Source organism: Actinacidiphila sp. bgisy167, from assembly GCF_965342175.1.
GTDB lineage: Bacteria > Actinomycetota > Actinomycetes > Streptomycetales > Streptomycetaceae > Actinacidiphila.
Map to the genome: position 1 here is coordinate 15,796 of NZ_CBDRBL010000079.1, position 17,681 is coordinate 33,476.

The 17,681-nt window shown below is 72.7% G+C and carries 20 protein-coding genes; 15 read left to right on the forward strand and 5 right to left on the reverse strand.

Translation table 11 applies throughout. The features are described from left to right. The first annotated feature begins 1 nt into the window (after position 1). The 9 genes from ACRWND_RS24755 (at position 2) to ACRWND_RS24795 (ending at position 7,552) form a co-directional block, all read left to right on the forward strand. Positions 2–622 (forward strand): riboflavin synthase, encoded by a 621-nt coding sequence (locus tag ACRWND_RS24755; protein WP_431953029.1) that lies wholly within the window; start codon positions 2–4, stop codon positions 620–622. Further along, positions 619–1,272, forward strand: coding sequence for a nicotinamide mononucleotide transporter family protein (locus ACRWND_RS24760; RefSeq protein ID WP_431953031.1), 654 nt, complete (start codon positions 619–621; stop codon positions 1,270–1,272). The genes ACRWND_RS24755 and ACRWND_RS24760 overlap by 4 nt, the downstream gene beginning before the upstream one ends. Beyond that, positions 1,269–2,558 carry a bifunctional 3,4-dihydroxy-2-butanone-4-phosphate synthase/GTP cyclohydrolase II gene (locus tag ACRWND_RS24765; protein ID WP_431953033.1) on the forward strand — a complete coding sequence of 430 codons (1,290 nt, stop codon included), beginning with the start codon at positions 1,269–1,271 and terminating at the stop codon, positions 2,556–2,558. The genes ACRWND_RS24760 and ACRWND_RS24765 overlap by 4 nt, the downstream gene beginning before the upstream one ends. 184 nt (positions 2,559–2,742) lie before the next feature. After that, on the forward strand, positions 2,743–3,228 hold the full coding sequence (ribH, locus tag ACRWND_RS24770) for a 6,7-dimethyl-8-ribityllumazine synthase (RefSeq protein ID WP_431953035.1): 486 nt from the start codon (positions 2,743–2,745) through the stop codon (positions 3,226–3,228). Positions 3,229–3,262: 34 nt separating this feature from the next. Next, a complete protein-coding gene (locus ACRWND_RS24775) occupies positions 3,263–3,535 on the forward strand; it encodes a phosphoribosyl-ATP diphosphatase (protein ID WP_431953037.1) in 273 nt (90 codons plus the stop codon). 82 nt (positions 3,536–3,617) lie between these two features. Next, on the forward strand, positions 3,618–4,478 hold the full coding sequence (gene hisG, locus ACRWND_RS24780; protein ID WP_431953039.1) for an ATP phosphoribosyltransferase: 861 nt from the start codon (positions 3,618–3,620) through the stop codon (positions 4,476–4,478). A gap of 20 nt (positions 4,479–4,498) precedes the next feature. Beyond that, on the forward strand, positions 4,499–4,966 hold the full coding sequence (locus ACRWND_RS24785) for a PH domain-containing protein (protein WP_431953069.1): 468 nt from the start codon (positions 4,499–4,501) through the stop codon (positions 4,964–4,966). Between the two features lie 136 nt (positions 4,967–5,102). Next, complete coding sequence (locus ACRWND_RS24790) at positions 5,103–6,443, forward strand: hemolysin family protein (RefSeq protein ID WP_431953041.1); 1,341 nt, start codon at positions 5,103–5,105, stop codon at positions 6,441–6,443. Further along, positions 6,440–7,552: a hemolysin family protein gene (locus tag ACRWND_RS24795; protein WP_431953043.1), complete on the forward strand. Its 1,113-nt coding sequence runs from the start codon at positions 6,440–6,442 to the stop codon at positions 7,550–7,552. Before ACRWND_RS24790 ends, ACRWND_RS24795 begins: the two co-directional genes overlap by 4 nt. A 60-nt stretch (positions 7,553–7,612) precedes the next feature. On the opposite strand, the gene ACRWND_RS24800 is transcribed toward ACRWND_RS24795, so the two are convergent. Further along, on the reverse strand, positions 7,613–9,514 hold the full coding sequence (locus ACRWND_RS24800) for an AAA family ATPase (protein WP_431953045.1): 1,902 nt from the start codon (positions 9,512–9,514) through the stop codon (positions 7,613–7,615). 396 nt (positions 9,515–9,910) lie between these two features. Next, the gene (locus ACRWND_RS24805) at positions 9,911–10,537 is read right to left on the reverse strand and encodes a uridine kinase family protein (protein ID WP_431953047.1); all 627 of its coding nucleotides are present in this window, start codon (positions 10,535–10,537) and stop codon (positions 9,911–9,913) included. Positions 10,538–10,608: 71 nt separating this feature from the next. On the opposite strand from ACRWND_RS24805, the gene ACRWND_RS24810 reads away from it, so the two are divergent. From ACRWND_RS24810 to ACRWND_RS24820, 3 genes are all read left to right on the forward strand, one after another. Further along, entirely contained in the window at positions 10,609–11,733 is a 1,125-nt protein-coding gene (locus ACRWND_RS24810; RefSeq protein WP_431953049.1) for a M24 family metallopeptidase, read from the forward strand. A 131-nt stretch (positions 11,734–11,864) separates the two neighbouring features. Beyond that, positions 11,865–12,257 (forward strand): STAS domain-containing protein, encoded by a 393-nt coding sequence (locus ACRWND_RS24815; RefSeq protein ID WP_431953051.1) that lies wholly within the window; start codon positions 11,865–11,867, stop codon positions 12,255–12,257. A 126-nt stretch (positions 12,258–12,383) separates the two neighbouring features. Further along, complete coding sequence (locus tag ACRWND_RS24820; RefSeq protein ID WP_431953053.1) at positions 12,384–12,908, forward strand: NUDIX domain-containing protein; 525 nt, start codon at positions 12,384–12,386, stop codon at positions 12,906–12,908. 155 nt (positions 12,909–13,063) lie between these two features. Here ACRWND_RS24820 and ACRWND_RS24825 read toward each other — a convergent pair whose 3' ends face one another. After that, positions 13,064–14,089: a DUF3048 domain-containing protein gene (locus ACRWND_RS24825; protein WP_431953055.1), complete on the reverse strand. Its 1,026-nt coding sequence runs from the start codon at positions 14,087–14,089 to the stop codon at positions 13,064–13,066. Positions 14,090–14,167: 78 nt separating this feature from the next. Here ACRWND_RS24825 and ACRWND_RS24830 point away from each other — a divergent pair, with 78 nt between their 5' ends. Continuing rightward, the gene (locus ACRWND_RS24830; protein WP_431953057.1) at positions 14,168–14,782 is read left to right on the forward strand and encodes a transglutaminase-like domain-containing protein; all 615 of its coding nucleotides are present in this window, start codon (positions 14,168–14,170) and stop codon (positions 14,780–14,782) included. Between the two features lie 83 nt (positions 14,783–14,865). Here ACRWND_RS24830 and ACRWND_RS24835 read toward each other — a convergent pair whose 3' ends face one another. Continuing rightward, a complete protein-coding gene (locus tag ACRWND_RS24835; RefSeq protein WP_431953059.1) occupies positions 14,866–15,606 on the reverse strand; it encodes a lysophospholipid acyltransferase family protein in 741 nt (246 codons plus the stop codon). A 139-nt stretch (positions 15,607–15,745) separates the two neighbouring features. Then, positions 15,746–16,162: a DUF4395 domain-containing protein gene (locus tag ACRWND_RS24840; RefSeq protein WP_431953061.1), complete on the reverse strand. Its 417-nt coding sequence runs from the start codon at positions 16,160–16,162 to the stop codon at positions 15,746–15,748. An 87-nt stretch (positions 16,163–16,249) separates the two neighbouring features. On the opposite strand from ACRWND_RS24840, the gene ACRWND_RS24845 reads away from it, so the two are divergent. Beyond that, positions 16,250–16,663 (forward strand): thioredoxin family protein, encoded by a 414-nt coding sequence (locus ACRWND_RS24845; protein ID WP_431953063.1) that lies wholly within the window; start codon positions 16,250–16,252, stop codon positions 16,661–16,663. Between the two features lie 213 nt (positions 16,664–16,876). After that, positions 16,877–17,464 carry a flavin reductase family protein gene (locus ACRWND_RS24850; protein WP_431953065.1) on the forward strand — a complete coding sequence of 196 codons (588 nt, stop codon included), beginning with the start codon at positions 16,877–16,879 and terminating at the stop codon, positions 17,462–17,464. The last annotated feature ends 217 nt before the right edge of the window (positions 17,465–17,681 follow it).

Genomic DNA, 17,681 nt, shown 5'->3' on the forward strand with positions numbered 1-17,681 from the left:
CGTGTTCACCGGAATCGTCGAAGAGCTGGGCGCCGTCGTCGCCGTAGAGGACGTGGGGGACGCCTCCCGCTTCCGGCTGCGCGGCCCGGTCGTCACGGAGGGCGCCAAGCACGGCGACTCGATCGCGGTCAACGGCGTGTGCCTCACCGTCGTGGACACCGCGGACGGCGAGTTCACCGCCGACGTGATGGCCGAGACCCTGAAGCGCTCCAGCCTCGGCGCGCTGGGCCCCGGCAGCAAGGTCAACCTGGAGCGCCCCATGGCGCTGGGCGGCCGCCTCGGCGGGCACCTCGTCCAGGGCCACGTCGACGGCACCGGCGCGGTGATCTCGCGAACCCCCGCCGAGCACTGGGAGATCGTGCGGATCTCGCTTCCGGCCGAGCTGTCCCGCTACGTCGTCGAGAAGGGCTCGATCACCGTCGACGGCATCAGCCTCACCGTCGTCGAGGCAGGCCCCGACTTCTTCTCCGTCAGCCTGATCCCGACCACCCTCGCCCTCACCACGCTCGGTTTCAAGCAGCCCGGCGACCCGGTGAACCTGGAGGTCGACGTGATCGCCAAGTACGTCGAGCGGCTGTACGGGGAGCGGGCCGGCGCCCCGAAGGGGGATCCGGCGGAATGAGCGCGCTCGACACCCTGAACAGTGTGGCCTTCTCCGCCTTCGGCGAGCACTTCAAGTGGACCGACGTCGTGGGCAACGGCCTCGGCCTCGGCGGTCTCGCCCTCGGCTGGCGGCGCTCGGTGTGGGCCTGGCCCGTCCAGCTGCTCTCCGGCGTGGTGCTCGTCGCCGCGTACTGGTCGGCGCAGCTGACCGGCGGCGTCGGCAAGCAGCTGCTGGTGATCGGCGTCGCCGTGTGGGGCTGGTTCCAGTGGCGCCGCGGCGCCCGGGACGGCGGCGAGATCCGGATCCGCTTCGCCACCTGGCGTGAGCGGGGCGTGCTGGCCGCCGGCACGGCGGCCGGACTGTTCGCGGTCGTCGGCCTCTTCACGCTCTACCCGTCGCTGTCCTGGAACCCCTGGCCGGACGCCTACATCTTCGTCGGCACCGTCGCCGCGATGGTGGCCATGGCCAGGGGCTGGGTGGAGTTCTGGTTCGCCTGGCTCGCCGTCGACGCGGTCGGCGTCCCCCTCGCCTGGAACAGCGACCTGAAGTTCTCCGCACTCGTGTACGTCATCTACTTCGTTCTCGTGATCGCCGGCTTGTACGCCTGGTGGCAGCAGACCCGGGTCCCGCGGCACGGCGGGCCCGTCCCGGAAGGAGCGGCCGCATGACCACCGCACTGCACAGCCTCCACGCGGCGGGGGACGCCCCGATCGTCCTCGACCCCGTCGAGCGCGCGATCGCCGACATCGCGGCCGGCCGGCCGGTCGTCGTCGTGGACGACGAGAACCGCGAGAACGAGGGCGACCTGATCATCGCGGCGGAGAAGGCGACCCCCGAGATCGTCGCCTTCATGATGACCGAGTGCCGCGGCCTGATCTGCGTGCCCATGGAGGAGCACGACCTGGACCGGCTCGACCTGCCGCAGATGGTGGACGCCAACACCGAGTCCATGAAGACCGCGTTCACCGTCTCCGTCGATGCGAGCGGCGCCCACGGGGTCACCACCGGCATCTCCGCCGCCGACCGGGCGACCACCATCCGGCTGCTGGCCGCCGGCGGTTCCGCCCCCGGCGACTTCGTGCGGCCCGGCCACGTCTTCCCGCTGCGCGCCAAGCCGGGCGGCGTGCTGACCCGCGACGGCCACACCGAGGCGGGCGTCGACCTGGCACGGCTCGCCGGACTGCGCCCGGCCGCGGCCATCGTGGAGATCGCCAACGAGGACGGCACGATGGCCCGCCTCCCCGAACTGGTCCACTTCGCCCGCAAGCACGGCCTCGCCATCATCTCCATCGAGGACCTCGTCGCCTACCGCCGCACCTCGGAGCCGACCGTGCGCCGGGAGGCCGAGACCCGGCTGCCCACCGCCTTCGGAGACTTCCGCGCCTACGGCTACCGCAGCACCGCCGACGGCGTCGAGCACATCGCGCTGGCGACCGGGGAGATCGGCGCCGGCGAGGACGTCCTCGTCCGCGTCCACTCCGAGTGCCTGACCGGAGACGTCTTCCACTCGCTGCGCTGCGACTGCGGACCGCAGTTGCAGGCCTCACTCGAAAAGGTGGCGGCCGAGGGCCGGGGCGTCGTGGTCTACCTCCGCGGTCACGAGGGCCGGGGCATCGGCCTGATGTCCAAGCTGCGCGCGTACGAACTCCAGGAGCGTGGCCGCGACACGCTCGACGCCAACCTGGAACTCGGACTGCCCGCCGACGCACGGGACTACGGCGCCGCCGCCCAGATGCTCGACGACCTCGGCGTGCGCTCCCTGCGCCTGATGACCAACAACCCCGACAAGAGCGACGCCCTCGAACAGCACGGCCTGCGGGTCCTCGCACGCGTCGCGATGCCGATCGCGGCCGGCGAGCACAACCTGCGCTACCTGCGCACGAAGCGGGACCGCATGGGCCACGACCTGCCCTGGCTGGATCCCTCCCCCGCCGGAGCCTGCGCCGGCCAGTAGGCCTCCGCGAAGCGGCGGAGCCCGCCCCGCCATCCGGCGCCACCTGAACCACCTGAACCACCTGAACCACCTGAACCACCTGAACCACCTGAACCACCTGAACCACCTGAACCACCTGAGCGACCTGGCCGAACAGATACGTCCAGAACGACCAGTACCAAGAACGAGCAAGGAGAAGACCGACGTGAGCGGTAAGGGCGCCCCCGAGCTGACCGTGCAGAACAGCGGTGACCTGCGTGTGGCCGTGATCGCGGCCCAGTGGCACGAGAAGGTGATGGGCGGGCTGGTCGACGGCGCCCTGCGCGCGCTCGGCGACCTGGGCATCGACGAGCCGACCCTGCTGCGCGTCCCGGGCAGCTTCGAACTGCCGGTCGCCGCCAAGGTGCTGGCGAGCCGGGGCTACGACGCGGTCGTCGCCCTCGGCGTCGTCATCCGCGGCGGCACACCGCACTTCGACTACGTGTGCCAGGGCGTGACCCAGGGCCTGGCCCAGGTCTCGGTCGACACCGGTGTGCCGATCGGCTTCGGCGTGCTCACCTGCGACACCGAGGAACAGGCCCTGGACCGCGCCGGACTGCCCGGCTCGAACGAGGACAAGGGGCACGAGGCCGTCACCGCCGCGGTGGCCACCGCGAACGTCCTGCGTTCAGTATCCGAGCCGTGGCGGTGAGGCGCGGGCACTTCCGCGTAGGGTGGTGACCACCATGGCCAAGAAGACTTTCGAGGAGCTCTTCGCCGAGCTCCAGCACAAGGCCGCCACCGGCGACCCCAGCACCTCCCGGACCGCCGAACTGGTCGGCAAGGGAGTGCACGCGATCGGCAAGAAGGTGGTCGAGGAGGCCGCCGAGGTGTGGATGGCAGCCGAGCACGAAGGCGCCGACCGCACCGCGGAGGAGATCTCCCAGCTGCTCTACCACCTGCAGGTGATGATGGTCGCCCGGGGCATCGACCTCGATGACGTATACGCTCACCTCTGAGCGGATCACCCGCCGGTACCTCTCCGCGCTCGCCGTGACGCCCGTCCCCCACCCGTATCCGAGACACGAAGGAACGCATCCCATGCTGCGCATCGCCGTCCCCAACAAGGGTTCACTGTCCGGACCTGCGTCGGCGATGCTGCATGAGGCCGGCTACCACCAGCGCAAGGACTCCAAGGAACTCGTCCTCGTCGACGGCGAGAACGACGTCGAGTTCTTCTACCTGCGCCCGCGGGACATCGCCGTCTACGTCGGCTCGGGCCGGCTCGACATCGGCATCACCGGCCGCGACCTGCTGCTGGACTCCGGCGCCAATGCCGAGGAGATCCTGCAGCTCGGCTTCGCCCGCTCCACCTTCCGCTACGCCACCACCTCCGGCGGCGTGAGCGACGTGAAGGAGTTCGGCGGGAAGACGATCGCCACCTCCTATCCGGAGATCGTCAGGAGGCACCTCGCCGACCACGCGGTGGAGGCCACCGTGGTCCGTCTCGACGGCGCTGTCGAGACCGCCATCCACCTCGGTGTGGCGGACGTCATCGCCGACGTCGTCGAGACGGGCACCTCGCTGCGCAACGCCGGACTGGAGGTCATCGGGGAGCCGATCATCGACTCCGAGGCGGTGGTCGTCCGCCGGGTCGGCGCCGGCGGCGAGGACGCGGTGGCCGAGCCGAAGGTGCGGCAGTTCCTGCGCCGCCTCCAGGGCGTCCTGGTGGCCCGCCGCTACGTGATGATGGACTACGACATCCGCGTCGAGCACGTCGAGCGCGCCATCGCCCTCACTCCGGGACTCGAGTCGCCGACCGTCTCCCCGCTGCACCACGAGGGCTGGGTCGCCGTCCGCGCCATGGTCCCCAGCCGCGAGGCCCAGCGGATCATGGACGAGCTGTACGACCTCGGCGCACGGGCCATCCTCACCACCGGGATCCACGCGTGCCGCCTGTGACCCCGCCCGCCCGGTCCGCCATGCCCGCGGAACTTCCCGAGCTGCCCGTCACCTTCCGGCCCACCCGCACCCGTGCGGTGCTGCTGGGCCTGGGCGCCGGGCTGCTCGCGGCCTTCGTCGTGATCGCCGTCCTGCTTCCCTCGGACGGCGCAAGGCCCTGGCACACCACGGACCGGATCTGGATCGTGCTCACCGGGCTGCTGGTCGCCGGTGCGCTCACGCTGCTCAGCCGCCCCAAGGTGGCCGCCGACCAGGACGGTGTGACCGTCGTCAACCTCACGACGCGGCGCCGACTGGCCTGGGCCCAGATCCTCCGAGTGAACCTGCGCCCCGGAGACCCCTGGGTCCTCCTGGACCTGGCGGACGGCACCAGCCTGGCCGCGATGGGCATCCAGCCCGGGATCGGACGCGCCCGCGCGTTGCACGACGCGCGCGCTCTGCGAGCCCTCGCGGAGGCGTACGGTACCGGCAAGCAGACGGCGCAGTAGACCTGCCGCAGTCGCCCGCATCTTCATTACCCTGGAACCTTCGCAACGACCCGAGGAGTGACACCCAATCCACGATGGACGGATCGTCCGGTAGTACCCGCGCCGCCTCTCCCACGCGACATACGGGAGCGGCGGCATGAGCGCCCCGTTGCTGCTGCTCGCGGCAGCCTTCCTGCTGATCCTCGCGAACGGGTTCTTCGTCGCAGCCGAGTTCGGCCTGGTGACCGTCGAACGGCCGGCCGCGGAGCGCGCCGCCGCCGAGGGCGACCGCAGGGCCCGCAGCGTCGTGGCGGCGCTGCGCAAGTTGTCCTTCCAGTTGTCGGGCACCCAGCTCGGCATCACCATCACCTCGCTGGTGGTCGGGATGCTGGCCGAGCCGGCCCTGGGCGACCTGCTCTCGGCTCCGCTCGCCTCGGTGGGCGTCCCCTCCGGCGCGGCTCCGGCCGTGGCCGTGGTGATCGGCATGATCGTCGCCTCGGCCGTCCAGATGGTCATCGGCGAGCTCGTCCCGAAGAACTGGGCAGTGTCCCGTCCGCTGCAAGTGGCCCGTTTCGTGGCCGGTCCGCAGCGGGTCTTCTCCGCCGTGTTCCGGCCGGTCATCGAGGCCCTCAACGCCGCCGCCAACCGCCTGGTGCGGGCGCTGGGCGTGGAGCCCGCCGAGGAGCTGGCCTCCGCACGCACCCCCACCGAGCTGGTCTCCCTGGCCCGCCACTCCGCGCGGGCCGGGGCCCTCGAGCAGGACACCGCGGACCTCTTCGTCCGCACCATCTCCCTCGGCGACCTCACGGCGGAGAACGTGATGACCCCCCGTGTGCGCGTCAGCGCCCTGCAGGACACCGCCACCGCCGCGGACGTCCTGAACCTCACCCGGGCCACCGGGCTGTCCCGCTTCCCGGTCTACCGGGAGCGGCTGGACGACATCGTCGGCATGGCGAGCCTGAAGGACGCGCTCGCTGTCCCCGCCCATCTGCGCGACCGTACGCCGGTCGGCCGGGTCGCGGTCGCCCCGCTGCTCGTCCCCGAGACGCTGCCGGTGCAGCCGCTGCTCGAGCGGCTGCGCCGTGAGCAGCCGATCGCCGTGGTCGTCGACGAGTACGGCGGCACCGCCGGCGTCGTCACCCTGGAGGACATCGTCGAGGAACTCGTCGGCGAGGTGCGCGACGAGCATGACGGCGCCGACCTGCCCGAGCTGCTGGCCGCCCCGCCGGAGAACGGCAATCCCGTCTGGGACGCCGACGGCGGCTGCCGGATCGACCTGCTGGAGCGCATAGGGCTCGAGGCCCCCGAGGGACCGTACGAGACGGTGGCCGGGCTCGTCGCCGACCTCCTCGAACGCATTCCCGAGCCGGGGGACACCGCGGTGCTGCCCGGCTGGGAGCTGAGGGTGCGCGAGGTCGCGCACCATCGTGCCGAAAGGGTTCGCCTGGTACGCGTCGGACTCGCGGAGCCCGCGGACGGGCAGGAGGACGGGCGATGAGCTTTCTGCAGCTGTTCTTCGCCGGAGTGCTGGTACTCGGCAACGGCTTCTTCGTCGGGGCGGAGTTCGCCCTGGTATCCGTGCGGCGCAGCCAGATCGAACCGCTCGCCGGCACCCAGCGGCGGGCCCGCACGGTCCTGCACGGACTGGAGAACCTGCCGCAGATGATGGCGGCGGCCCAGTTCGGCATCACCGTCTGCTCCCTGACCCTGGGCGCGGTCGCCGAGCCGACCGTCGCCCACCTGCTGGAGCCGCTCTTCGAGGCCGTCCACCTGCCCGAGGGGCTGATCCACCCGCTCGGCTACGTCATCGCGCTCGCCGTCGTGGTCTTCCTGCACCTCGTCGTCGGTGAGATGGTCCCCAAGAACCTGGCGATGGCCGCCCCGGAGAAGACCGCGTTGTGGCTGAGCCCCGGGCTGGTCGGCTTCGCGCGTCTGTTCCGCCCGGTCATCGCGGTGCTCGGGTGGTGCGCCAGGCTCGTGCTGCGGCTCTTCCGGGTCGAGCCCAAGGACGAGATCGACGCGGTCTTCACCAGCGAGGAGCTGACCGTGCTCGTCGAGGACGCCCGGCAGGCCGGACTCCTCGACGACGACGCGCAGGAGCGCCTGGAGGACGCCCTGGAGCTGGGCACCCGCCCGGTCACGGACGTCCTGCTGCCCCCGGAGGAGCTGGTGACGGTCGATGTCACCGTCACCCCCGCTCAGGTCGAGGAGCTGACCGTGCGCACCGGCTACTCCCGCTTCCCGGTGGCCGGGCCTGAGGGCGCCTACCTCGGCTACCTCCACGTGAAGGACGTCCTCGACCTGGAGGACGCCGGCCGGCCCGTGCCGGCGCGGCTGTGGCGGCCGATGGCCACCCTCCGCGCGGAGCTGCCGCTGGACGACGCGCTCACCCAGATGCGGCGGGCCGCGTCCCACCTGGCGGCGGTCGCGGACTCAGGCGGTCGTGTGCTGGGGCTGGTGGCCCTGGAGGACGTGCTGGAGATGCTGGTCGGCGAGGTCCGCGACCCCGCGCACCGGGAGGTCCCGGAGCCCGCGGAGACCGGCGCTGCCCCCGCCGCCGAGGAGCCCGGCGAGGTCGCCCGGCCGTCGCGGGTGATGGCGGGCTGACACCGCGGTCCCGCACGAGAGGGGTCCGGGCGACGGATGCCCGGGCCCCTCTCGTGTCGTTCACTCCAGGGGATCGGGCGGTGGCAGCCCGGGGCCTCGGCCCGACAGCACCTCGCCGTAGGCCTGCATGAGGTCGGGCAGCCGCAGTGTGCACAGGTCGTCCCGGGTGGGCGGGCCCGCGTAGCCGGACAGCCGCAGGTCGCGGTAGGCGCAGCTCTTCTCGTACAGGGTGCGCAGGAAGCGGCCGTTGCCGAGCTCGTCGATCCAGCCCTGGTCGACGACGTGGCCGCTGATGGCGAGCAGCTCCTCCAGGGCCTCGTCGTCCCAGCGGTCCCCGTTGTCGGCGGCGAGGACCTCGCCGATGCTGGTCAGTTCGTGCGGCCGGTAGCTGGGGAAGTCGACCCGGGTGGTGAAGCGCGAGCCGAGGCCGGGATTGGCCGCGAGCAGGCGGTCCATGCCCTCGGGGTAACCGGCGAGTATGACGACCAGACGGTCGCGGTTGTCCTCCGCGCGCTTGAGCAGGACCTGCAGCGCCTCGTCGCCGTAGGCGTCGCCCTTGCTGTAGCCGGAGTTGGACAGCGCGTACGCCTCGTCGACGAAGAGCACCCCGCCGAGTGCGGAGTCGATCAGCTCGTTGGCCTTCACGGCCGTCTGCCCCAGGAACTCTCCCACGAGGTCGGCGCGTTGCGCCTCGATCAGATGGTCGCCGCCGAGCAGGCCGAGGGCGTAGAAGACCCGCCCGAGGATGCGGGCCACCGTCGTCTTGCCGGTGCCCGACGGCCCCGAGAAGACGAAGTGCCGCTTGGGGGGCTGCACCGGCAGGCCCTGCCCCGAGCGCAGCCGGGCCATCCGCAACTGCGCCGACAGCGCCCGCACTTGCCGCTTGACGGGCTCCAGTCCCACCATGCGGTCGAGTTCGGCCAGCGCCTGGGCGAGCAGCACCGGGTCGGGAGTGGCGATCCGGTCCTGCGGCGCGACGGCGGAGACGGACGGAAGCGTCTTCTCCCGGATGTCGTCGTCGGCCGGGCCCACCGCGCCCAGCGGGTCGTCCAGGAGCGAGCCCGCCCCGAGGCCGGGCATGGCGGTCGCCCCGGCCCGCGCGTCGAGGGGGTCGGTGTCGGCCGGATTCCCCTCGGGCCCGGTCTGGCCGTAGCCCTGCAGGGTGACCGGCGTCAGGTCGGCCGTCCCGTCGGTGAGGCCGTCGGACTCGTCGATCGCGGCGAGCCGGGCGGAGGTGTCCATGAAGCCCGGATCGACGCGGTGCACCGCCTGGAACAGGGGGAGGGCGGCGGCGGTGCGGCCGGTGCCCTCGTACGCGCGGGCCAGCCAGTAGCGCAGCTCCTTGCGCTGCGGCTGCTCGCTGCGGCAGCGCATCAGGGCCGTCGCCAGCAGCGGCTCGGCCTGCCCGTACAGCTCCAGCCGGACCCGTGCCATGCCGCCGAACAGCCCGGCCTCGATGCCCAGCACCGGGTCGCCGAGAAGCGGTTCGGTGTGGCGGACCAGCTGTTCCCAGTCCTTGACTAGATAGGCCCGGCACGCGTGCAGGAAGCGGACGTGCGGATCGGTGTCGACCGGCGGGCACTCGGCCAGCGCGCGGTCCAGCTCCGCGATGTGGCGGCCGTCCAGCCAGTGGGAGGCGTGCGCGAGGAGCAGGTCGCGCCGGGTCTCCAGCACCGGCTGCACCCACCAGCCCAGCCAGTACCAGGAGTTCATGGACCGGCGGTGCGCGCTGCGCTGCTCGCCGAAGCGGTCGCGGTGCCGGTACATCTGCAGCAGCGCGGTGGAGGTGTCCGCCCGCAGCGCGTGCAGCCCCAGCCAGGCGTCCGCCATGCCCGGGTCGAGGCGGACCGCAGCGCGGAACTCCTCCTCGGCCTCGGCGTAGGCGCCCATGGTGTACGCCTCGGCGGCCCGTACCCATGCGAGATCGGCGGGGGCGCCCGAATGCTCTGTGCCGAAATCCATCAGCCCCCCACCAGCCGTCCCCCCGGTGCCGCCCGCCGTACACCGCTCCAACCAGATTATGCGGAGCGGGAGTTGGTGCCAGGCAAGCGCCGCCTTGCCGGGACGGCGCAACCCCCAGGCATGGTACCCGGGCAGGGCTGGTGAGCCGTAGAGCGACGCGAGTGGTGACGTTGGGTGAGTGGATGGCCGCCGCGGGGCCTCACGTCCCGCCCGCAGGCAGGACGAAGCCCCCGGTCACGGGGGAACAACCGGGGGCTTCGCGTTCGAGGCGCGCTGGATGAAGTCCGCGCAAACAGAACGTAAGTCCTGTACGGCCCTTGGGTCAAGCCATCCGAGGCACCCCTCGGGCGGTCGCCCGGCGGCCACCCGCGTCCGCAGCGCACCGGGTGCGTGTGGTCACGTTCGGTGACGTACGGCGCTGGTGAGTGGGGAGCTCTCGGCCTGGTCCCGCAGCTCGTAGCCGTCCGGACCCTGGTGGACCAGCAGATCCGCGAAGGGCCGGGAGGGGTCGGCGGCGAAGTGCGCGTCCTGCGCCCGCATCCAGCCCTCCCAGAACCCGGCAAGCCCAGGGCCGTCGCGCCGCTCACCGCGTTCCCGCGCGACCTCCCGCGACACCTCCAGCCAGAGTAGGGCCGCCAGCCACGGCCGCACCTCGCGGCGGCCCGCCCCCACGCCCTCCAGCAGCACCACGGGGGCCGACGGCACCTCCAGAGCCGTGGCGAACCGCCGCGCCACCCAGTCGTACTTCGCGGGCCGGGCCGTCTCGCCGCGGCGAAGCGGCTCCAGCACCTGCTCGCGCAGCCGTCCGGGCCATTCGAAGAGCTGCTCGTGCGTGGCCAGGTCGTCGAGGTGGACGACGGGCGCGCCGTCCAGCGCGCCGGCCAGCGCGCCGGCGAAGGTCGTCTTCCCGGAACCGGCGTGGCCGTCCACGGCGACGAGCCGCACGGAACCACAGGAGGGCGGAAGGGCGCGCAGCCGGGCGGCGAGCGCGGGCAGCGCCCCGGGGGAGATGCGGTGGTCCATCGCGCCCACCCTACGACCTGTGCCGACGCAAGTGACTGCGGCCGGTGCCGGGGACGTCTACGGTAAGAGTCGTGACCGACTCAGCAGCTTTCCTGTACCCCCCGCAGCGACTCGAACTCGCCCGAAAGGCGGCCGCCGACGCGGGCCTCGACGCGCTGCTCGTCACGCCGGGCCCCGACCTGCGCTACCTCACCGGCTACCACGCCCACCTCACCGAGCGCCTGGTCTGCCTCGCCCTGCCCGTACTCGGCGACCCCTTCCTCGCCGTGCCCCACCTGGAGCGGCCCGGGGCCGAGGCCTCCCCGCTGGGCGCGCTCGGCGTCGAGGTCGTCGGCTGGGGCGAGACCGAGGACCCGTACGCCCTGGTCGCCCGCCGGCTGCCGCCGGGGATCGCCCGGGTGGCCGTCGACAACCACATGTGGGCCGAGAAGGTGCTCGCCTTCCGCGCCGCCCTCCCCGGCGCCGAGCAGAGCCTGGCCGGTGACCTGCTGCGCGAAGCGCGGATGCGCAAGTCGCCCGCGGAGATCGACGCGCTGCGGCGGGCAGCGGGCGCCATCGACCGGGTGCACCGCCGCATGGGGGAGTGGCTCAGGGCCGGGCGCACCGAGCGCGAGGTCGCCCGCGACGTCGCCGAAGCGGTCCTGGAAGCGGGGCACACCACCGTCGACTTCGTCATCGTCGCCTCGGGACCGAACGGCGCCAGTCCCCACCACGAAATCTCCGACCGGGTGATCCGGGCCGGCGACCCGGTCGTCGTCGACATCGGCGGCACCACGCCGGAGGGTTACTGCTCCGACTCCACCCGGACCTACGCGGTCGGTGAACCGCACGCCGCGTTCCGTGAGATGTACGAGGTGCTGCGGCGCGCCCAGCACGCCCAGACCGACGCCGTCCGCCCCGGGATCACCGCCGAGGAACTCGACGCGGTCGGGCGGGACATCATCGCCGCGGCCGGCTTCGGCGAGCACTTCATCCACCGCACCGGGCACGGCATCGGGCTGGAGACGCACGAGGAGCCCTACATCGTCGCGGGGAGCTCCCGGCCGCTGGAGCCGGGCATGGCCTTCTCCGTCGAACCCGGGATCTATCTCCCGGACCGCTTCGGCGCCCGCATCGAGGACATCGTCGTCTGCACGCCCGAGGGCGGGGAACGGCTCAACCAGACCTCCCGGGACCTGGTCGTGCTGTCTGTTTAGTCCGATGTGTTGACTCCCGGTACGGCCGGGGGGTATTCCGTACTCGCGGCGGTGTGCGCGAACCGGTCGCGACGCGCGGCGCACACGGCACGTCAGGGGCCCAGCAGCGAGCGGCAGTCGGGGGGCCGGGCATGTACGACGAAGAGCAGGACTTCCAGGTGCGGCAGTGGACGGTCGGCGGCACCACCGTGGTGGAACTGACGGGGGAGCTCGACCTGTGCGCCGGCCTGCGGGTGACCGCCCGTCTGGACGCGGTGACCTCCGGTCCCCGGCCCGACCTCGTGGTGGACCTGCGCGGAGTGGGCTTCATCGACTGCAGCGGCCTGTCGGTGCTGGTGCGGGCGCGCACGCGAACCCTCGACCACGGCGGCCGCTTCGGCATCGTCGCCGGCAGCCCCTGCGTGCTGCGCCTGCTGCGGCTCACCGGCACGCTCCGGGTCTTCACCGTCCACGAGGACCTGGCCTCCGCACTGGCGTCCCCGCTCGTCCCCGATCCCCCCGCGGCGGACGGCGCCATAGCGTGACACCGTGCTTCTCCTGAAGCCGGCGGCCGTGGGGCGAGCGCTCGGGCATGCTGCCGCAGCGCGTGGCGTTCCCGCCGCAGCGGCAGTGGGCCTCGCTGTCAGCGGCCCACCGTATGGTGCCTCTCTATGACTGCTTACGAGGGCGGCAGGCGGGTTGTCGAAGCCGCAGCGGCAGACGCCGAACGGGCGGTGGCCGAGTACGACGCGGCCCGTCAGTGGCTCGCCGCTGCGATGCGCGGGCCGATGGAGCCGCTCGCAGCAGAGGTCTGGGTCTTCGATACGACCCTCGCACGGGTCCTGTTGGTGAGGCACCGCTGGCGGGGGTGGGTGCCGCCGGGCGGGAAGGTCGAGGCCGGGGAAACACCCCGAGAGGGGGCGAGCCGGGAACTGTTCGAAGAGGCGGGACTGCGGCCGGAGCTGCTGCCTGACCCGGCGGCCGTTGCGGTTCGCTCGTATCACCCGGCCCTTCCGGTCACCTTGGGGTTGTCGTATGCGGCGGTCGTCGATGCGGGGACCCCTTTCGTCGCGGAGGACGGACAGCCGGTGGCCTGGACGCGTCTGGACGAGGGCTGGGAGAGCTGTTTTCCCGATGATCCGTCGCGTATCCGCCAGCACGCCGCATGGCTGGCCGGCCGGACGGGCCGTCGCTGACGTGCGAGGTGGGTCCCGGGAAGCCGAGCGAGAGCATGCGGGCGAGCGACGGGCTCGCGCGGGGGCGAGGCCCTGCGCGGCTCACGGACCGGACGACGCGGGGGCTCGGATTCATGGGCCCGCGTCCGTGGTGTTCGCGGAGGGAACCGGTGGACTCAGCGGGGCAGCGGTGCCAGCACGATCCAGACCTGGCCGGGGGCGAAGTTCACCGGCCCGCCGTCGGGCGTCGTGAAGCGGGTGCCCGCGGCCGCGTCCGGTCGTGACCACCGGGCGTCGTAGGCCTTGCCGTCGCGCAGCACCACCGCCTGCCCGCCGCCCACGGTCTCGCTGTACGGGGAGGTGTTCCCCCAGCGGTCGTGGAAGCCGGAGGGGCGGACGGTGACGTACTGGACGACCACCGTCGGTGCGCCGAGCCTGCCGCCGTCCGTCGTGGTGGCCGGTTCGCCGTCGAAGGAGACCAGCCAGCGCTGCTCCCCGGCCGACCAGCGCACGCCCACCGAGCCGTCGGGGTAGCGCACGGTGCGGTCGCGGTCGGCGGTGCCACCCGGTGGGGCCGCACCGAAGCGGAAGCCTATGTCGCGGGGGGCGGAAGCGTCCGGGGCGGCGGCGAGCAGCCGTTCCGGGGCGGCGTAGAGGTTGTGCGGGGCGGGGCGCGAGCCGTCGCGCAGGTAGGCGCCGGGGGCGTGGGCGGGGGAGACGTCGTACACCGGCGCCGCCGCGACCACCGGCAGGAGTCCGCTCTGCGCCCCGGAGAAGGCGAGGGCAGGCCGGCCGAACTGGCGCAGCAGCTCCAGGTCCGACTCGCGGGCGCTGCGCACCGGGCCGACCCGGTCGGGCAGGTCGGAGGAGTAGACGGCGAGCAGACGGGTGAGGCCGGACTCCACCTGCTCCACGTAGACCAGGTCCGCCTGGGACAACCCGGTGTGCGGCCGGGCCGGCCCCACGTTGTCGATCTTCACCGCGAGGACGGGGCCGCCGGTGCGCCCGGCACGTCCCGTGAGGGGCGAGCGTGCGACCGCGTCGGTGTCGGTAGCCGAGACCGTCGTGCTGGGCGAGGGGCCGGCAGGCGCCCGCTCGGATCCGTCGCAGCCCCGGCCGACCAGGACCACGGTGAAGACGGCCAGGACGACCAGGATCGCCGCTCTCGCGGGACGTCCGGGTGCTCGGCCCACGACGGCCATCACCCCCGTGCTGCATAGATATGCTGCCTACGGAAAATTCACTTGCCGAATCCTGCGCGTATTCCTAGTATCCGCCCCATGGAGCCGGTACCCCAGACGGGCGATGCGACCGCCTTCCTCGCAGCGGACGAGGTGATCGACCACGAGCATCCGGTGGTCCGTGCGACCGCCGCCCGGCTGCGGGCGGCGGCTCCCGATCCGCATGCCTATGCCGAAGCGGCCTATACCTTCGTCCGCGACGCCATCCCGCATTCCGCCGACTCCGGTGACTCGCGCGTCACTTGGCGCGCCTCGGACGTCCTGGAACAGCGCACCGGCATCTGCCACGCCAAGGCCCATGCCCTGACCGCGCTGCTGCGCGCCGAGGGCATCCCCGCGGGCCTGTGCTACCAGCGGCTCACCGACGAAGGCGCCGACCCCCTCGTCCACGGGCTCGTCGCCCTCAAACCGCCCGGGCACGACCGCTGGGCCCGGCAGGACCCGCGCGGCAACAAGCCCGGAGTCGACGCCCGCTTCTCCCTCCAGGAGGAGCGACTGGCCTGGGTGCCCCGCCCCGGACTGGGCGAACGCGACTACCCCGGTCTGTACGCCACCCCTCCGCCCGCCATCCTCACCGCCCTGCGGCAGGCTGCCGACCGGAGGCACCTGTGGCGGCTGCTGCCCACCGACCTACCTGACCCAGAGGGCCGATGACCTGGCGGCACGCCTCTGGTGCGGACAGTCGGCGAGGAACTCGCCGCCCACCCGCGGAGCCCCAGGTCTCACGCCGCTCGTGGTCACTCCACCGCCGCGGCGCGTTCCCGGGCGACGACGTCCTCCGGCGTAGGGGCGGTGCCGCCGAGGTGCGCGGGCAGCCACCAGCGGTCGTCCGGGCCCGACGGCCGCCCGGTGTACGTCTGCTGCGCCTCCTCCAGCAACTCCTGGACCCGCAGTCGCAGCCGCCGGGTCAGCGCCCCCGGCTTCTCGCCCGGGTGGGGCGTCATCTGCTCGCCCACCCGGATGGAGACGGGGAAGCAGTTGCGGCCCAACTGCCGCGGCCGGCCCTTGGTCCACAACCGCTGCGTGCCCCACAGGGCGACCGGCAGCAGCGGCACGCCTGCCTCCATCGCCAGTCGCGCGGCGCCGGACTTGAAGGACTTCAGCGTGAAGGACTGCGAGATGGTCGCTTCGGGGAACACGCCGATGATCTCCCCCGAGCGCAGCGCCGTGAGCGCGTGCTTGTACGCGTGCATGCCCTCGGAGCGGTCCACCGGGATGTGCTTCATGGCCCGCATCAGCGGACCCGACACCTTGTGCCGGAACACCGACTCCTTCGCCATGAAGCGCACCAGCCGCTTCGCCGGAAGCGCCGCCACCCCGGCGAAGACGAAGTCCAGGTAGCCGATGTGGTTGCTCACGAGCAGGGCGCCGCCCTTGCGCGGCACGTGCTCGGCGCCGGAGACGTCCAGGCGCAGCCCCTGCACCTTGAACATGGTGCGGGCGAGGCCGATGGCGGGCGGGTAGACGAGTTCGGCCATGGCTGGGCCCCTTCTTCGCAGGGGGGGTGTCCCCGACGGAAGTTACGCGGCCGTAGGTTTCGGCCGCCGGCTGATCGTGCCCCGTGAACGGGTGCCGTGTCATCCCGCGTGCCCGCAGCACGGCGAGATTCTCATCACGTCACCCGGTCGTACGACGCAGCAGCAGATACATCTCGCAGCCGAGGCAGTAGCCGAACGCCGCGTTGAGGAAGGCGGCCGCGAGCGCGCAGGCCGTCGCCGCCAGGCCCAGCCAGGCCAGGCCCGCGGCGTGGCCGGCGAGCCCGACGACCGCGAACGCCAGCCCCACCGCCTGTGCGAAACGCGGAGGCGCCGGGTCCTCGGTCTCGGCCGGAGGCCCCAGCTGCGGCCGTACCGCCACCCGGTACAACAGGCCGTACGGTGACTTCTGCACGCCCGCGGCGGCGCCCACCGCGAACACCAGTGCCTGGACGGCCAGCAGCCAGGCACTTCCCGTGACGAGGACGGCGGCCAGGACCACACTGGTCAGGCTCGCTCCGAAGCGCGGTCCGCGAGCATCGATGGCGTGAGGGCTCATGAGGCCATGATTGCGGAACGGACACCGTCCGGACCCCCGGGAATCATGGCGGTCTCGTGAACGCTGCAACGGCAGGAGGTATCGGACGTGACGGGACTGCTGGTGTGCGTCGCCGTACTCGTGGCGGCGGGGATCTTCGGCATCCTCCACAAGCGCGCGGACGGAAGGATACGGGTGCGGGACAAGGACACGGCGCAGCAGTTGACGGCGGGTGAGATCGGTGGGGAGCTCGGCGAGCGGGCCACGCTCCTGCAGTTCTCCACCGCCTTCTGCGCACCCTGCCGGGCCACCCGGCGCACGCTCGGGGAGGTGGCCGGCATGGTGGACGGGGTGCGGCACGTGGAGCTCGACGCGGAGGCCCACCGCGACCTCGTGCGCCGGCTGGGCATCGTCAGGACGCCGACCGTGCTCGTGCTCGACGCCGGCGGCGCCGTCGTGCGGCGCGCTTCGGGCCAGCCCCGCAAGGCCGACGTCATCGCCGCGCTCGGCGACGCGGTGTGACCCGCGCGCGGCGCATGCCCCCGTCCCAAGCCGAGCGCGGCCTTGACGCGGCGCCGCGGTGATGGCCAGTCTGACGCCATGGCGCAAGACCTCCTTCTGCACTGCCGTTTCGACGTCGACCTCGGTCGCCACGCGAGCGCCCGCTGTCATGACCGCTGAGTGCCCACCCACCCCGCATCTCTCCGGCTCGACAGCATGACGAAGGACAGCTCCATGACCGCCACCCCCGACCTCGGCACGCCGGCCGCCGCCTCCCTGGTCTCCGTGCCCGCCTCGATCCCCGCCCCCATACCCCCGCAGCAGCAGCCGTCGACCGCGGAAGACGCCTTCGACTCGGCCGCCTTCCGCGCCGTCTTCCGCCGGCACGCCGCCGGGGTCGCGGTCGTCACCGCTGCCGGCACCCGCCCCGCGGGCTTCACGGCGACCTCCCTCACCTCGGTCTCCGCCGATCCTCCCCTGCTCTCCTTCGGGATCAGCAGCTCCGGCTCGGCCTGGCCCACCGTCGCGGAGGCCACCCATGTGGGCGTCCACATCCTCGGCGAGCACCAGGAGGAGGTGGCCGCCACCTTCGCCCGCAGCGGCGCCGACCGTTTCGCGCCGCCCACCGCGTGGGAACCCGGCCCGTACGGAGTACCGCTCCTGGAGGACGTCCAGGGCTGGCTGGTCGCTCGCGTGCTGGCCCGCATACCCGCCGGTGACCACCGCATCATCGTCGCCCAGGCCGTCGCGGGCGCTCCTGAGGGCGAGGCGGCTCGCCCGCTGCTCTACCACCACGGCCGCTACAACGCGCTGCGCCACTGAGGTCCTCTGCTCCGGGTTCCGGGGGCCCACTGCGCCCGGTTCCCGCGCCGAGCCATGCGGTCGTAGCGGGCCGACTGCCGCACCGGCGCCTTGGTGTACTGACGAGTAATGTTTCTGCCCAAGCGCCGTGCGTCTCGCCGGGGAGCCGCCGTCCGCGGCGCCTATGCTGCCCTCACGAGGGCGGTTGACGCATCCATGCAGGCGAAGGAGAGCAGGC

Excerpts from the sequence above, each read along its gene's own strand:
- ACRWND_RS24760 (WP_431953031.1), top strand. The coding sequence starts at position 619 with ATGAGCGCGCTCGACACCCTGAACAGTGTGGCCTTCTCCGCCTTCGGC.
- ACRWND_RS24765 (WP_431953033.1), top strand. The coding sequence starts at position 1,269 with ATGACCACCGCACTGCACAGCCTCCACGCGGCGGGGGACGCCCCGATC.
- ACRWND_RS24775 (WP_431953037.1), top strand. The coding sequence starts at position 3,263 with ATGGCCAAGAAGACTTTCGAGGAGCTCTTCGCCGAGCTCCAGCACAAG.
- hisG (WP_431953039.1), top strand. The coding sequence starts at position 3,618 with ATGCTGCGCATCGCCGTCCCCAACAAGGGTTCACTGTCCGGACCTGCG.
- ACRWND_RS24785 (WP_431953069.1), top strand. The coding sequence starts at position 4,499 with ATGCCCGCGGAACTTCCCGAGCTGCCCGTCACCTTCCGGCCCACCCGC.
- ACRWND_RS24790 (WP_431953041.1), top strand. The coding sequence starts at position 5,103 with ATGAGCGCCCCGTTGCTGCTGCTCGCGGCAGCCTTCCTGCTGATCCTC.
- ACRWND_RS24795 (WP_431953043.1), top strand. The coding sequence starts at position 6,440 with ATGAGCTTTCTGCAGCTGTTCTTCGCCGGAGTGCTGGTACTCGGCAAC.
- ACRWND_RS24800 (WP_431953045.1), bottom strand. The coding sequence starts at position 9,514 with ATGGATTTCGGCACAGAGCATTCGGGCGCCCCCGCCGATCTCGCATGG.
- ACRWND_RS24805 (WP_431953047.1), bottom strand. The coding sequence starts at position 10,537 with ATGGACCACCGCATCTCCCCCGGGGCGCTGCCCGCGCTCGCCGCCCGG.
- ACRWND_RS24815 (WP_431953051.1), top strand. The coding sequence starts at position 11,865 with ATGTACGACGAAGAGCAGGACTTCCAGGTGCGGCAGTGGACGGTCGGC.
- ACRWND_RS24820 (WP_431953053.1), top strand. The coding sequence starts at position 12,384 with ATGACTGCTTACGAGGGCGGCAGGCGGGTTGTCGAAGCCGCAGCGGCA.
- ACRWND_RS24825 (WP_431953055.1), bottom strand. The coding sequence starts at position 14,089 with ATGGCCGTCGTGGGCCGAGCACCCGGACGTCCCGCGAGAGCGGCGATC.
- ACRWND_RS24830 (WP_431953057.1), top strand. The coding sequence starts at position 14,168 with ATGGAGCCGGTACCCCAGACGGGCGATGCGACCGCCTTCCTCGCAGCG.
- ACRWND_RS24835 (WP_431953059.1), bottom strand. The coding sequence starts at position 15,606 with ATGGCCGAACTCGTCTACCCGCCCGCCATCGGCCTCGCCCGCACCATG.
- ACRWND_RS24840 (WP_431953061.1), bottom strand. The coding sequence starts at position 16,162 with ATGAGCCCTCACGCCATCGATGCTCGCGGACCGCGCTTCGGAGCGAGC.
- ACRWND_RS24850 (WP_431953065.1), top strand. The coding sequence starts at position 16,877 with ATGACCGCCACCCCCGACCTCGGCACGCCGGCCGCCGCCTCCCTGGTC.